16 protein-coding genes are annotated in these 13,194 nt (G+C 47.3%); 9 read left to right on the top strand and 7 right to left on the bottom strand.

The genetic code is table 11. The annotated features are described in order from the left end of the window. Positions 1–152 precede the first annotated feature (152 nt). Positions 153–332, bottom strand: a complete 180-nt coding sequence (locus ACO6V5_RS18210; RefSeq protein WP_422139561.1) for a hypothetical protein — start codon at positions 330–332, stop codon at positions 153–155. Positions 333–431: 99 nt separating this feature from the next. Between ACO6V5_RS18210 and ACO6V5_RS18215 the strand changes: the two genes are divergently transcribed. The 3 genes from ACO6V5_RS18215 (at position 432) to ACO6V5_RS18225 (ending at position 2,804) form a co-directional block, all read left to right on the top strand. Then, positions 432–1,217 (top strand): TlyA family RNA methyltransferase, encoded by a 786-nt coding sequence (locus ACO6V5_RS18215; RefSeq protein WP_422442069.1) that lies wholly within the window; start codon positions 432–434, stop codon positions 1,215–1,217. 434 nt (positions 1,218–1,651) lie between these two features. After that, complete coding sequence (locus ACO6V5_RS18220; RefSeq protein WP_422410832.1) at positions 1,652–2,503, top strand: hypothetical protein; 852 nt, start codon at positions 1,652–1,654, stop codon at positions 2,501–2,503. A gap of 40 nt (positions 2,504–2,543) precedes the next feature. Further along, positions 2,544–2,804: a hypothetical protein gene (locus ACO6V5_RS18225; protein WP_422410834.1), complete on the top strand. Its 261-nt coding sequence runs from the start codon at positions 2,544–2,546 to the stop codon at positions 2,802–2,804. A gap of 4 nt (positions 2,805–2,808) precedes the next feature. Here the strand turns inward: ACO6V5_RS18225 and ACO6V5_RS18230 are convergent, their stop codons facing one another. The 5 genes from ACO6V5_RS18230 to ACO6V5_RS18250 form a co-directional block, all read right to left on the bottom strand. Further along, a complete protein-coding gene (locus ACO6V5_RS18230; protein ID WP_422410836.1) occupies positions 2,809–3,459 on the bottom strand; it encodes an O-methyltransferase in 651 nt (216 codons plus the stop codon). A gap of 239 nt (positions 3,460–3,698) precedes the next feature. Then, on the bottom strand, positions 3,699–4,535 hold the full coding sequence (locus tag ACO6V5_RS18235; RefSeq protein WP_422136360.1) for a hypothetical protein: 837 nt from the start codon (positions 4,533–4,535) through the stop codon (positions 3,699–3,701). Between the two features lie 141 nt (positions 4,536–4,676). After that, the gene (locus ACO6V5_RS18240; RefSeq protein ID WP_422492139.1) at positions 4,677–4,967 is read right to left on the bottom strand and encodes a hypothetical protein; all 291 of its coding nucleotides are present in this window, start codon (positions 4,965–4,967) and stop codon (positions 4,677–4,679) included. Positions 4,968–5,141: 174 nt separating this feature from the next. Then, the gene (locus tag ACO6V5_RS18245) at positions 5,142–6,605 is read right to left on the bottom strand and encodes a hypothetical protein (protein ID WP_422410840.1); all 1,464 of its coding nucleotides are present in this window, start codon (positions 6,603–6,605) and stop codon (positions 5,142–5,144) included. Between the two features lie 333 nt (positions 6,606–6,938). After that, positions 6,939–7,382, bottom strand: coding sequence for a hypothetical protein (locus ACO6V5_RS18250; protein WP_422442067.1), 444 nt, complete (start codon positions 7,380–7,382; stop codon positions 6,939–6,941). 179 nt (positions 7,383–7,561) lie between these two features. On the opposite strand from ACO6V5_RS18250, the gene ACO6V5_RS18255 reads away from it, so the two are divergent. Then, on the top strand, positions 7,562–8,095 hold the full coding sequence (locus tag ACO6V5_RS18255; protein WP_422410844.1) for a helix-turn-helix transcriptional regulator: 534 nt from the start codon (positions 7,562–7,564) through the stop codon (positions 8,093–8,095). 116 nt (positions 8,096–8,211) lie between these two features. Here ACO6V5_RS18255 and puuE read toward each other — a convergent pair whose 3' ends face one another. Continuing rightward, positions 8,212–9,144, bottom strand: coding sequence for an allantoinase PuuE (puuE, locus tag ACO6V5_RS18260; RefSeq protein ID WP_422410846.1), 933 nt, complete (start codon positions 9,142–9,144; stop codon positions 8,212–8,214). A gap of 206 nt (positions 9,145–9,350) precedes the next feature. On the opposite strand from puuE, the gene alc reads away from it, so the two are divergent. The 5 genes from alc (at position 9,351) to guaD (ending at position 13,192) form a co-directional block, all read left to right on the top strand. Next, positions 9,351–10,379 (top strand): allantoicase, encoded by a 1,029-nt coding sequence (alc, locus tag ACO6V5_RS18265; protein ID WP_422410848.1) that lies wholly within the window; start codon positions 9,351–9,353, stop codon positions 10,377–10,379. Next, positions 10,376–10,909, top strand: coding sequence for a 2-oxo-4-hydroxy-4-carboxy-5-ureidoimidazoline decarboxylase (uraD, locus tag ACO6V5_RS18270; RefSeq protein WP_422136352.1), 534 nt, complete (start codon positions 10,376–10,378; stop codon positions 10,907–10,909). The genes alc and uraD overlap by 4 nt, the downstream gene beginning before the upstream one ends. Then, the gene (uraH, locus tag ACO6V5_RS18275; protein WP_422136351.1) at positions 10,909–11,247 is read left to right on the top strand and encodes a hydroxyisourate hydrolase; all 339 of its coding nucleotides are present in this window, start codon (positions 10,909–10,911) and stop codon (positions 11,245–11,247) included. The genes uraD and uraH overlap by 1 nt, the downstream gene beginning before the upstream one ends. Positions 11,248–11,366: 119 nt before the next feature. Next, positions 11,367–11,885: an ureidoglycolate lyase gene (locus tag ACO6V5_RS18280; RefSeq protein ID WP_422136350.1), complete on the top strand. Its 519-nt coding sequence runs from the start codon at positions 11,367–11,369 to the stop codon at positions 11,883–11,885. After that, positions 11,882–13,192 carry a guanine deaminase gene (gene guaD, locus ACO6V5_RS18285; protein WP_422410851.1) on the top strand — a complete coding sequence of 437 codons (1,311 nt, stop codon included), beginning with the start codon at positions 11,882–11,884 and terminating at the stop codon, positions 13,190–13,192. The genes ACO6V5_RS18280 and guaD overlap by 4 nt, the downstream gene beginning before the upstream one ends. The last annotated feature ends 2 nt before the right edge of the window (positions 13,193–13,194 follow it).

Consider the following 13,194-nt stretch of genomic DNA (forward strand, 5'->3'; position numbering starts at 1 on the left):
AACTCAGGAAATGGTTCCCCTGACCCTTTAAAAGGTCAGCACAGAATGAGTAAGAAAATATGATTTTGTACGAACAGGTACTTATACTTTATGCCAATCTTGCTTTCTAACTCCAGTGATGGAGCGTGTCGCAAAACTTCAACAGCTCGTTCTCACGCTCTGAAGTCGTCATTCCCGCGAAGGCGGGAATCCAGCGCCAACGGTGGGTCTCTGCCTTCTCGGGGATGACAAGGCCAGGGGGACACCGGGCAGTATGGTTCTGGTGGAGAGTCAGTGTGGATTCCCGCCTTCGCGGGAATGACGAGAATGAAGTCGGCAATGACGGGAGTCAACGCGTTCCCACGCCGGAGAGAGTTTTGCGACAGCCTCAGAGCGTGGGAACGAGTTGTAAGTTCGATTGGTATTATCTGTTTCCCAATACGGTTATTAGAATGGAAAGAGTGGATCGTCTGCTGGTAGACAACGGCCTTGCTGCCTCCCGCACCCAGGCACAGAAGTTTATTGCTGAAGGAAAGGTGCAAGTGTTGCATTCCTGCAAATGGCAAACCGTAAAAAAGCCCAGTGAGAAACTGACCGGAGAGGCAGAGCTGAAAGTCACTCTGGATGAGTCGGATAGATTTGTTTCCCGTGGCGGACTCAAGCTGGCAAGTGCTCTGGAGAAAGCCGGTCTGGATATTACGGGAATGACCGTGATTGATGTGGGTCAGTCAACGGGCGGTTTTACTGACTGTGCCCTGCAGTCAGGCGCGACGAAAGTAGTCGGTATTGAAGTAGGGCATGAGCAACTGGTAGAGAAACTGCGGCAGGATCAGCGGGTAGTTTGTCTGGAAGGTATTAATGCCCGTGAGCTTGGCCCGGAGCTGTTAGAGCATACTGAAAACGGAGCCGGGTTTGATCTGGCGGTGATGGATGTTTCTTTTATTTCCCAGACCAAAATTATACCTTCGCTGGCACCGCTGATTAAAAAGGGAGGTTTTCTGGTCAGCCTGGTCAAACCGCAATTTGAAGTGGGAAAAGCAGGTCTGGGCAAAGGAGGTATTGTTCGGGATGAGGGTCTCTATCCTGAAGTAGAATCATCCATTCGAAGCTGTCTCGAAGAGCAGGGTCTGAAAACCACCGATTATTTTGACAGTCCGATCAAAGGGGGTGATGGGAACCGGGAGTTTCTTGTTATTGCCAGAAAATATCAGGCGACAGACTCTAAGGAACTGTCTTGACATAACTTCCACACTTACGATGATGTTATCCAGTAAAAAAAACCCTTGCCACGGAGAAAAGAAAAATCTTTTCCTCTTGACCTGACAGGGACCTGCCAAGGTTAGTATTCCTGACCGAAACGCCAGCGTTTCTGCCTGTCATGTTTACAAAAAATACCCTACGATGTTTCATACTCAGACTTTATAGGATACCAACACTGAGTCAGCTTCCAGCAAAGTAAAAGGCAGGTATCGGCGAAAAAGCAAACTTCTGAGGGATTACCCGGTGATCTCTTGTGAGTAAGGCAACCATCTCATGTTTCGTCATCGGGGATGGTTGAAATTACCAGTTTATACGCTTTTTGCTGAACTATTCTGCTTTGGACACTCCAGAATCGTTGAATGATGTTTGGTTAGTCCTGTAATTGAATAATTAATAGATCAAAGGAGTGATAATGATGTTGTCTAATAATATTTCTTCCCGCCCAACGATGCAGGTTTTTTCAGATGCCGCCTCGGCATATTCTGTTGAAACGCAGGCCAAAGGCATAAAATTTGGCGATACATTCAGAAGAGTCTCCTCGGTGTTTTCTGAAAGTGTTTTAAAAGAGGCCAATCGGGTAATAGATGACGACAAAAGTTATTTCAATTCGGCTTTTGTCAAACATCTGCTGAATGAAAGAATGGTAGGAAAAGTTATAAAATCAAGCACAATATTTGACCATCTGAAATTTGGGTTAAATCATGAAAATCCCGTTTTCATGGCCGAATTATGCTATAAAAAGCGAATTCAGTTTGATAAAAATAGTCATTTGATTAAAGAGTCTTTCCGAAAGGACTGCTTGGCTACTTCATCGGATGAAATCCGGGCTCTATGCTCAGAGGCATTGGAAAAAATGGCCGATGAATTTCAATGGCGGGATCGTTCGGTAGAAGTTTCTAATCTTGTCCTGATTCGTTACCCATTAATTCCCTCAAGGGGAATTAAAGATTTGCCCTGGCATAAGGATCCCGGCAAAAAAAGCATGGTCGTCCAATTGAATGACAATACCAACGCAACTGGAACGGGTGTAAAGTATTCAGGAGGCGGGCTTGATATTGGCAAAAATTCATCGCGTATTAATTCAGCAGAAATATTCCTTGATAAAGGCACTGAGGAGTCATTTTCATATGATGGCCGAAATAACGGGCTTATATTTTCCAATGAACATTCCCTGATTCATCGGGCTGGGGATATCGTATACCTCAGCGAAAATGATGATGATCTGGAAGAAAAACGCATCATAGTGGTAGTAGTTAATGATTAATACCCATCGTGTTTTCTAACTCCCGTGATGAACATACAGAATGGAAAAAGCGGATCGTCTGCTGGTAGACAACGGCCTTGCTGCCTCCCGCACCCAGGCACAGAAGTTTATTGCTGAAGGAAAGGTGCAAGTGTTGCATGCTCGCAACTGGCAGACTGTCTATCCTGTAGTAGAATCATCCATTCGAAGCTGTCTTGAAGAGCAGGGTCTGAAAACCACCGATTATTTTGACAGTCCGATCAAAGGGGGTGATGGAAACCGGGAGTTTCTCATTATTGCCAGAAAGGCGTCATCAGCCTGAACAGTTAACGCTTGCGAGCGATCATCAATCCGTCGCTTACCGGCAGTAATACCATATCAACCCTGTCATCCTGTTGAATAAAGCGGTTGCATTCGTCAATGGCTCTGGTTTCTGCATCCTGAGGATTCACCACCGAGCCACCCCAGAGACTGTTGTCCACTAACACCAGTCCGCCAGACTTCAGTAGCTCAACACCGCGCCGGTAGTAATCCAGATAATTTTCTTTATCGGCATCGATAAACACCCAGTCGAACAAACCCTCCTGACCTTGCATTTGAGCCAGGCTGTCCAGAGCAGGCTGAATTTTCAGGGTTATTTTCTCCGACACCCCCGCTTTCTGCCAGTACTCTCTGGCAATGTTCGTCCATTCCTCAGAAACATCCAGGCAAGTCAGGTGTCCATCTTCTGGCATGGCCAATACGGTTGCCAAAGCACTGTAGCCAGTGAATGTGCCGATCTCTATTCCCTTTCTTGCACCACTCATCTTCACCAGCATTTGCATGAAAGCCCCCTGCTCCGGCGAGACCTGCATGTACCCTTCGGAAAAGTCTGCCATCCGCGCTCGCAGCTCACTCAGTACAAGATGATCGCGCATGCCTGCATGGGTGAGATAAGTGGCGATTGCAGGTGTTATGGTCAGAGTTGTTCTGGACATGACATTGCTCCTCAATTCAATCAGTTAGCAGGTATGGAAAGGGGTCGCATGTAATCATGGATGAAGAATAGAAAAATTTAAATGATAGAAATGAATTTTACCCACTATGAATGATCAGAAATCAACCAAAAAGTAGCACCCACAAATGCGTGGGCTGAATTTTAATCAAAAAATTTTGACTGTTGCCTGCTGAACCGGATTATTTATGGGTTTTCGGGCAGGCTCTATTTACCATACGGCTACTGTAAAGTTTTTATATTTGCAATCGCTAAACTCAAAGGAGTTTCATAATACTCCTGGTAATGACTTAATATATCTTCAACAGTATGAAAATAAATACCACTACCTCCCATTTTACCTACACAAACATTATCTCCAATATGAATGAATGTATGAACAAGTTTGTTATTGTTTAAAATTGCAAGAGCAATGAAATGATCCTCTATGTCTGAGTTTTCTAAAGCTGTAAGTTGAAGGTAAAGTTCGTCATGGTATGATTGTGAATTAACCTCCATTAAGTTAACAAACTGAAAGCAGGTTGTTGGCGTTTTTTCACCTTTATAAAAATCGCTAAAAGTTTTATTTCCTGGTAAACGATTTCCAAACTCTGGGGGGAAATCATCAAAAATATTTTGTAAGCCTTGACTTATACATTTTATGAATCGTTCCTGCCATGAATTTGAAGGCTTGTAGTTGCGATTGCCATCATCTGTTTTAATGTTAAAAGATATAACCTTTCCCAGCGTATTGTCACCAATTTTCTGTGCTAAATCATTATCCCTTTCATTCCCGTTGATGCAGTTAAAAAGGTCATATTCTATTTCAAATGGAAGGTACTTTAATACTGTTCTCTTCTCCAAACCGTCTTGAAGCAAACCAGTAAAAGTCTTGTCTCTTTTTTTAGATCTATCAATTTTTATACATACTAACGCCTCTTCAGTTTCGACGAACATCTGATGACACCTTGCCTCAGTTTTTTGTAAAGCTGAAGCGTTTTGTTCAAGACAGCCATCGGGTTGAGCAAAAATTTTAGAGGTAACCGCCAGAAGTAATAGAGCTGCAAGTTTAGTAATCATTTCAATATTCAGTTTTAAATGCTATGTGCTGGATCGATAGTATAGGCATGACGAATGCCTTCTGTTCGCTCCATAGCTTCGGCCCCATCCGGAGTGTTTTCGACGCAGTGTTGAAGCAGGTGTTGAGCCTAAAGAAAAAACTCAACGCACTGACAGAGCAGATAAATAATATTCACTCCCTTGAATGGAGGGTGTCGCAAAACTCCAACTAGTCGTTCCCACGCTGGGACCCACAGGGCCTAAAAGCATGGGAACCAGAGTTTTGCGACACGCTCGAAAGGCGGGAATCCAGTGCCAACGGTGGATCTCTGCTTTCTCGGGGATGACAAGGCCAGTTGGGGGCACCGGGCAGTATGGTTCTGGTGGTGAGTCAGTGTGGATTCCCGCCTTCGCGGGAATGACGAGAATGAAGCTGGCAATGACGGGAGTCAACTCGTTCCCACGCTGGAGAGAGTTTTGCAACACGCTCTTAATGGCCTGGAAGAGGCAATGGGCCATCTTGCAGGATAACGAAGCACCTTACGAAATGAAAAGACATTGGCCCTCACAGCAGGAGGGTAATCTTTTTAGGTGATTATCTCCAAACAGTAACGCCTCACTGAATGTTTATTTATCGTAGAGCCTGTTTAATTCTTTCATGAGTTCGTCAGAACTTTGCTGCTTATCAGAGTGAACCATTCTCGCCATATTTCTATAGTCTTTAGCCCGATCTGTTGTCAGCTTGTAACCAATTTTTTCAGCAAAACTTTCAATTGTGTGCATTCCGTATTCTTTTTCAAAAACAAATGCACCATAAAGTGCTTTTATCTTTTGTGCCTGTTCAGTCTCTTCCCTGAGTATACATATTCTCAGTGCTGTGTTGACCAGGGCCGAGTTGATAATTTCATGGCGGAAAACAATATGTGTAAAGGCCATGATATCGCGGTATACGGGATCGGACATATTCTCAAACTCAGTCAGCGCGTTTTGCAGCAGCCCCGTCAGCATATCAAGGACAAAATTTTGAGCAGCTTCGTCAGGCATTACCAGACTCAATAGGATATCGATCCGGTTAGTCTCCCATTTCAAATCCATCTGCTGCAGAACTTTCTGGAAAGTAGTAACCCCTAGTTGTGCCCTGTGCTCAGTTTTGAATTTTAGTGCAGACTCAAGTTCACCTCTGAGAACACAGATCTCCATGGCCATATTCGCCAGCTCAATATTACCCAAGTGATGACCAAGAATAAGATCGGTAAATTCCTTGATTCCGCTGTACTTGGTCCTGCTCATATTAACGGCCTGCGGCAGCGCGTTTTGCAGAAAATGCGTCAGGATATCCTGGGCAATGGTTTGAGTGGCTGCATCAGGCGTTACCAGATCCAATAGAAAATCGGTTTTTCCTTTTTGTAGACAAATCCCCTCTTCCAATTCTTGGACTATTTGCCTCAGAACTGTCTGGAAATGGGTAGCCTCAAGTTGTGCCCGGTATTTTGCTTTGAATTCTTGTGCTGACACAAGATCATCTCTGAGAACACAGATATACAGGGCAATATTCGCCAGCTCATTGTTAACGATGTCATGGTTGAAAAAAAGCCGGGTAAATTCCACGGTATTGCGGTGCATGTAAAGACTTGTAGTAGCCTTGGCACTTGCTAGAGCTTTTTGCAGTACACCATCCAATACCGTTCGGGCAACCGCCTGAGTGGCCGGTTCGGACGATGAAAGTTCAAATAAGCTCCTGGCCTGTTGGACATTGAGGGTTTTTGCGGCACTTTCCAGGCCCACTTTCAGAATATCTGCGGTCAGAATAGCGCCATGGTCATTGACCAGACGTTGTGCAAGAGAGAAGTTCCCGTCGCGAATTGCTGCCTCCAGTTTCGCTTGGGTGGCAGAGGTAATTTTCCGAACTCCAATGCACTTATCACATTGACGCTGATCAGAATGAAATGCATGCCCGTAGCTATCTACAACGATTTTCTTATCGAATTCCACCTGACAGATGACGCATACGCTTTTATCGTCATTGCTTATGTCGGCCGTGTCAGACGATAAAGTCGTAGCCTTCCATGATGTACCGCTGATAGCCTGCATAATAATTCTCCTTAAATATTTACACTTTCCAGATCAGACAACAATGGGAGCGAAAAGTTTCAGAAACTGCCTGTTAAAGTGTCGTTACAGACTTTTTTGACGTGAAAGCGGTGTTGAGCCTGTAGAAAAAACTCAAAGCAATGACAGAGCAGATAAATAATATTCACTCCCTTGAATGGCGAAAGTGAGATTTTATACCAGACTGTTCGGTTTGCCTCTGAACAAATACTTTCAGGTTGTCAATTGATAATGTGCTGGATCCATAGTACTGGCATGACATCCTCCCCACCCTAAAGAGGGTGTCGCAAAACTCCATCGCAAAACTCCAACAGCTCATTCCCATGCTCTGAGGTCGTCATTCCCGCGAAGGAGGCTGTCGCAAAACTCTAACAACTCGTTCCCACGCTCTGAGGTTGTCGCGAAAGCCCAACAACTCGCTCCCATGCTCTGAGAGTGTCGCAAGACTCCAACAGCTCGTTCCCATGCTCTGAGGTCGTCATTCCCGCGAAGGCGGGAATCCAGCGCCAACGGTGGATCTCTGCCTTCTCGGGGATGACAAGGCCAGGGGATCACCGGGCAGTATGGTTCTGGAGGTGAGTCAGTGTGGATTCCCGCCTTCGCGGGAATGACGAGAATGAAGTCGGGAATGACGAGAATGAAGCCGGGAATGACGAGAATGAAGCCGGGAATGACGAGAATGAAGCCGGGAATGACGAGAATGAAGTCGGGAATGAAGTCGGGAATGACGAGAATGAAGTCGGGAATGACGGGAGTCAACTCGTTCTCACGCTGGAATCCAAAGAGCCTAAAAGCATGGGAACCAGAGTTTTGCGACACACTCGAATGGCGAACTGAGATTTTATACCAGACTGTTCGGCTTGCCTTTGAATAAAAACTTTCAGGTTGTCAATTGACAACCTGAATAGTCATCACTAAGTTTTTGAATTTTACCCATTATGAAATCCTATGAATTTATCCTTCGTTTCAGCATCAAAGAGTGCGCTCAGGACGTTGATGATATTATCGAAGCGCTGGGCGAGGCGGGTTGCAATGACATGTTGATTGGTATTGGTCAGGCAGGGCGAATGGCCATGATGTTCGACCGGGATGGCACCAGTGCTGCTGATGCCGTTGGCAGCGCAATACGGGACGTGAAAGCAGTGATTCCTGATATCAGGCTTCTTGAAGCTTCACCGGACCTCGTTGGGCTGACGGACACAGCGGAGCTACTGGGTTTCTCAAGACAGAATATGCGAAAACTGATGACCAGTAATCCAGAGAGTTTTCCCGCCCCGGTTCACGAGGGCAAACAGGCACTCTGGCCTCTTGAAACCTTGCTGACCTGGCTGAGAGAAAATAAACAGTACGAGATTGATGATTCGTTGCTGGAGTTGGCAAAGGCCAATCGGCATCTTAACCTGGCCTCAGCCACCAGAAGTTCAGACCCTGATCAGCTGAAAGCTTTTGGCCGCTTGCTGGCAGGTGATTGACGAACTTCCCAAACGAGGGGCGCCGCCATAGATAGTTTAATGAATCTACGATTTCCCCAATGGCCACCATCTGCGCTGACCATTAATAGGGTTCAAACGGGCTCAGCGATATTAATCTATTGAGCACCGGTCTCGTTGCAGGGATGATGCTCATGCCAGTGGCGGGCAATCTGCTCACGGGTGCATAGCCATACTTTTTCCTTCGACTGCACATAATCCAGAAAACGCATCAGCGCAGCGGCACGGCCCGGCCTGCCTACCAGACGACAATGCAACCCTACTGACATCATCTTTGGCTGATCAGCACCCTCATCATAGAGCACATCAAACGCATCTTTCAGATAACTGAAAAACTGATCGCCAGAATTAAAACCCTGAGCGGTTGCAAAACGCATATCATTGCAGTCCAGTGTATAAGGCACGACTAACTGCGGCTGATCAAATCGGGTATCCCAATAAGGCAGATCGTCTGCATAACTGTCTGCGTGGTAGAGGAAGCTTCCCTCTTCTGCCACCAGCTGCTCTGTTTGGGGACTACAGCGACCTGTATACCAACCCGAAGGTTTCTGGCCGGTCATTTCTGTGTGAATTTGAATGGCCTTTTGCATATGCTCACGCTCTTCATCAGGATCGTGAAACTGGTAATCAATCCAGCGATAGCCGTGGCTGGCTATCTCCCAGTCAGCCTTCAGCATGGCCTCAACCGCCTGAGGGTTCCGCTGCATGGCCATGGCTACGGCATACACCGTCACAGGAATGTTTCTCTGGGTGAAGATACGGTGCAGCCGCCAGAAACCAGCCCTGGCCCCATAATCGTAGATAGATTCCATACTGATATGGCGCATCCCCTCATACGACTGGGCACCAATAATTTCGGAAAGGAAAGCTTCTGAACCCCTGTCACCATGAAGTACAGAGTTTTCACCACCTTCCTCGTAATTTATGACAAACTGAACGGCAATCCGCGACTGCCCCGGCCATTGCGGATGAGGTGGGGTATTTCCATACCCTGTTAAGTCTCTGGGGTAGTGGTTATCACTGAGATTCATGGCAAACTCCGACTTATTTTTTTTGTTTAAATCAATATATTGATTGACCTGTAGTATCTATGGCATAAACTCCCAAAGTCTGACCATTTGGTCAACATTTTGCTTATAATTTACAACATCCATTTTGCCAGAACACAGAAAAATATGCCCTTTTAGCCGGGGACAATAATACTCCAATAAAAAACCAACAAAAATCAGGATATGCGATGAATACAATGACTGATGGCTCAACAACCACTGACGGCCCTGACGAAGCCCTGCTATGGCGACAGACAAAAGTCGATCTGGCCGCCCGTGCCCTGGGTGGAGATGTACTGTCTGCAAGCGATGACTTCTTTGCTGAAAAAGACAACCTTTTGCTGGACTCCGAGCCGGTTTTTCTTCCGGAAAAGTACACGGCTTACGGCAAATGGATGGACGGCTGGGAGTCCCGCCGACGCCGCAGCGGCGATCATGACTGGGTCATCGTCAGACTTGCGACCCCGGGAATGGTGGAAGGGGTAGAAGTCGATACCCGCCACTTCAAAGGTAATGCACCGGGCGCCGTTCAGCTGGAATACATCGCCAGCGAATCTGACCCCAGTGAACAAAGTCAATGGCAGCCTATGACTGCAAGAATGGCGGTTGATGCCGACCACCGAAATCTGATCTGTCTGGACCAACCTGTCGAAGCCACTCATATTCGTCTGACCATTTTCCCCGATGGCGGTGTTGCCCGCCTGAGAGTTTATGGAAAAATCCTCTTTAACACTCAACACCTTCTTCCCAACGAACCCGTTGATCTATCGGCTCTGATGAATGGAGCCCGCCCTGTCAGCTGTTCAGACGCTTTCTTCAGTCCGATGCAAAACCTGCTTCGTCCGGGTCGCGGTGCCGATATGCATGATGGCTGGGAAACCCGCAGAAGACGCAATGGCGGTCACGACTGGATGATCATCAGGCTGGCGACACCTGGTAAAATTGGTCGGGTTGAGATTGATACCCTGCACTTCAAAGGAAACTATCCTGACAGAGGAAGCCTGGAAGGCTGTTATTTTGAGGGAGAAGTGCCTGATGACACGGCACAATGGCGTCCGATCCTGAGCGAACAGAAACTTCATGCTCACCGTAATCACTCTTTTGTAGAGAATCTGGAAAATACTCAGGAAATATACACCCATGTTCGCCTGAATATTTTCCCCGATGGTGGCGTATCAAGATTGAGAGTTGTCGGTCAGCCGGAGCCCACAAAATGACATTGAACGAACTGAATACCCTGAGCGAAGAGCAGGCATCAGAAACTTTTCGTCAGTGTTGTGCCAGCGGTCAGTGGGTTGAGTCCATGGTAGCAGCAAGACCCTTTGCTAATATTGAAAGCCTGCTGATTGCTGCTAATGCCGTTTGGTCTCACTGCCAGAAGCCCGACTACCTGGAAGCGTTTGATGCCCACCCGAAAATCGGTGACATCAACAGCCTGAAAGAAAAATACAGGAATACTCAAACCATGGCAGGCCATGAGCAGTCCGGCGTCGATGAGGCCAATGAAAAAACCCTCCAGGCACTGGCTGAAGGCAACGAACAGTACGAACGGCAGTTTGGCTATATCTTCATTGTCTGCGCTACCGGCAAAAGTGCCAGCGAGATGCTGACGCTGCTGGAGGAACGTTTGAGTAACGAGCCAGAGGAAGAACTCTCCATTGCAGCGGCTGAACAGCATAAAATAACCAGTATTCGCCTGTGCAAAATGCTCAAGAACACCTCTTTGGCCAAAGAAGGAGTAATTTAATGACCGGGATCAGTACTCATATCCTCGACACAGCTCGTGGCCATCCTGCCGACCAGGTTCCTGTCACTCTATACAAACAGGCTGAAGACAGCTGGGTAGAGGTTGGACGGGGCAAAACAAACGCCGACGGAAGAGTAAACAGTCTGACTACGGACGAAGTAAACCTTCCGGAAGGCATTTATAAGCTGGACTTTGCGATTCAGGATTACTTTAACCGGCTGGAACAAAAATGCTTTTATCCGGAAGTCCCGGTCATTTTTGAAGTCAGCGACAATCGCCACCACCATGTGCCATTGCTGATATCTCCCTTTGGGTATTCGACTTACAGAGGTAGCTGATTTCCATTGTTCATAAGGTCTGTAAGTCAAACATGAACAGCGTTGCAAAGCGCTTAGCGAAAAGCCCTTAGCCCCAAAAAGCCCTGAGCTAACAGAAAATAAATATAAAGAGGCATTCCATGCCAACCACGTTAACCACCCGGGCTCTCCCTGTAGAGCCCTTGTCTGCCGAAGCTTTCAAACCCTTCGGCGATGTGATCGAAGCCTGTGGTGACGCCATGATCATCAATCAGGGCCGCTGTCGTAAGTTTAACGATCTCACCCGAATTCAAACCGATGCCGTGGGGGAAGTGGCTATTCATATTTACCACACGCAAGCCATCAAACAGCCCTACCAACTGGATTTGCTGGAACGCCACCCTCTGGGCAGCCAGACCTTTATGCCCCTGGAGCAGCAGCCGTTTTTGATTGTTGTTGCTCCTGATAACCACTCGGAGCCGGACTTTAATCATATTCGCTGTTTCATCACTGATGGTTCCCAGGGCATTAATTACCATCCGGGCACCTGGCATCATCCGCTACTCTCTGCCGGTGACGGAATCTCCTATCTGGTGATTGACCGGGCCGGGCCAGGACACAACTGTGACGAAGTTTTAATCCCTGCCCACCTTTCCCTGACCGTGGGAGCACCCTTATGACGAGCACTGCAACTACCCCTGTTTTCTGGCGTGCTTCTGTACTCCACTTTCTGGACGATCCCGATAAGGGAGAACAAAGCTGGGAATACTTTGACGACGGTGGACTATTGGTTGAGTCGGGTTGTATCAAAGCCTGCGGCCCTGCCAAGAACTTATTGCAAGAACTGCCGGAAGACTGTGAAATCAGAGACCTTTCAGGCAGGCTGATCATACCGGGATTTATCGATACTCATGTGCACTATCCCCAGCTGGAAGTCATGGCAGGTTGCGGAGTGCAACTGCTGGACTGGCTGGAACAGTATACTTTTCCTGCTGAAGCCCGCTTTTCAGATCCTGAATATGCCCGGGACATTGCAGAGTTGTTTCTGGATCAGTGCCTGAACAGTGGAACGACTACCGCACTGGTTTTTGGCACAGTCTCTCCCCAATCAGTTGATGCTTTCTTTGAAGCTGTGCAAAAGCGCAAGATGCGTATGATTGCCGGCAAGGTCATGATGGATCGCAATGCGCCAGACTACCTGCTCGACACCCCGGAAAGCAGCTATGAAGAGTCAAAGCAACTGATTGATCGCTGGCACAACAAGGGTCGATTGTCTTATGCCGTCACTCCCCGCTTTGCTCCAACCTCTTCTTCCGAGCAGCTCACCCTGGCTGGAAGACTGCTCAGAGAACATAACGGTCTCTACCTGCATACCCACCTGTCTGAAAACCCCAAAGAAATAGAGTGGGTTCAGGAACTGTTTCCTGACAGTAAAAATTATCTGGATGTTTATGACCAGCACGGTCTGCTGGGTCCCCGCTCGATCTTTGCCCACTCCATCCATCTGTGCGACGAGAGTTGGGAGCGAATGGCTGAAAGTGATTCATCCATTGCCTGCTGTCCGGGTTCCAACCTGTTCCTGGGCAGCGGTTTATTCCGTTTTTCTAATGCTAAAAACAAAAATATTCGTGTCGGGCTGGGCACAGACGTGGGTGGTGGCACCAGTCTTTGTCTGTTGAACACGATGAAAGACGCTTATCAGGTATCTCAGTTGGGTGAGAATACGATATCTCCTCTTCAAGCTTTCTACCTGGCCACTCTGGGTGGGGCCAGAGCCCTGCATCTCGATGACCGCATTGGCAGTTTCCGGGTCGGCAACGAGGCAGACTTTCTGGTGCTTAATCCCGAAGCCACACCTTTGTTGAAATTCAGAACAGAGAAAACACAAACACTTGAAGAGTTGCTGGGTGTACTGATGGTAATGGGTGACGACCGGGTCATTGAAAAAGCCATTATCATGGGCCAGGAAACTCGAGGAAGAAGCTGAGT

This window comes from Endozoicomonas sp. ALD068 (genome assembly GCF_049310145.1).
GTDB lineage: Bacteria > Pseudomonadota > Gammaproteobacteria > Pseudomonadales > Endozoicomonadaceae > Endozoicomonas_A.

What these genes read in the sequence shown, in the direction of transcription:
- ACO6V5_RS18215 (WP_422442069.1), top strand. Translation starts at nt 432, where the DNA reads ATGGAAAGAGTGGATCGTCTGCTGGTAGACAACGGCCTTGCTGCCTCC.
- puuE (WP_422410846.1), bottom strand. Translation starts at nt 9,144, where the DNA reads ATGAATCTCAGTGATAACCACTACCCCAGAGACTTAACAGGGTATGGA.
- ACO6V5_RS18235 (WP_422136360.1), bottom strand. Translation starts at nt 4,535, where the DNA reads ATGATTACTAAACTTGCAGCTCTATTACTTCTGGCGGTTACCTCTAAA.
- alc (WP_422410848.1), top strand. Translation starts at nt 9,351, where the DNA reads ATGAATACAATGACTGATGGCTCAACAACCACTGACGGCCCTGACGAA.
- ACO6V5_RS18280 (WP_422136350.1), top strand. Translation starts at nt 11,367, where the DNA reads ATGCCAACCACGTTAACCACCCGGGCTCTCCCTGTAGAGCCCTTGTCT.
- uraD (WP_422136352.1), top strand. Translation starts at nt 10,376, where the DNA reads ATGACATTGAACGAACTGAATACCCTGAGCGAAGAGCAGGCATCAGAA.
- ACO6V5_RS18230 (WP_422410836.1), bottom strand. Translation starts at nt 3,459, where the DNA reads ATGTCCAGAACAACTCTGACCATAACACCTGCAATCGCCACTTATCTC.
- ACO6V5_RS18255 (WP_422410844.1), top strand. Translation starts at nt 7,562, where the DNA reads ATGAAATCCTATGAATTTATCCTTCGTTTCAGCATCAAAGAGTGCGCT.
- ACO6V5_RS18220 (WP_422410832.1), top strand. Translation starts at nt 1,652, where the DNA reads ATGATGTTGTCTAATAATATTTCTTCCCGCCCAACGATGCAGGTTTTT.
- ACO6V5_RS18245 (WP_422410840.1), bottom strand. Translation starts at nt 6,605, where the DNA reads ATGCAGGCTATCAGCGGTACATCATGGAAGGCTACGACTTTATCGTCT.
- uraH (WP_422136351.1), top strand. Translation starts at nt 10,909, where the DNA reads ATGACCGGGATCAGTACTCATATCCTCGACACAGCTCGTGGCCATCCT.
- guaD (WP_422410851.1), top strand. Translation starts at nt 11,882, where the DNA reads ATGACGAGCACTGCAACTACCCCTGTTTTCTGGCGTGCTTCTGTACTC.
- ACO6V5_RS18225 (WP_422410834.1), top strand. Translation starts at nt 2,544, where the DNA reads ATGGAAAAAGCGGATCGTCTGCTGGTAGACAACGGCCTTGCTGCCTCC.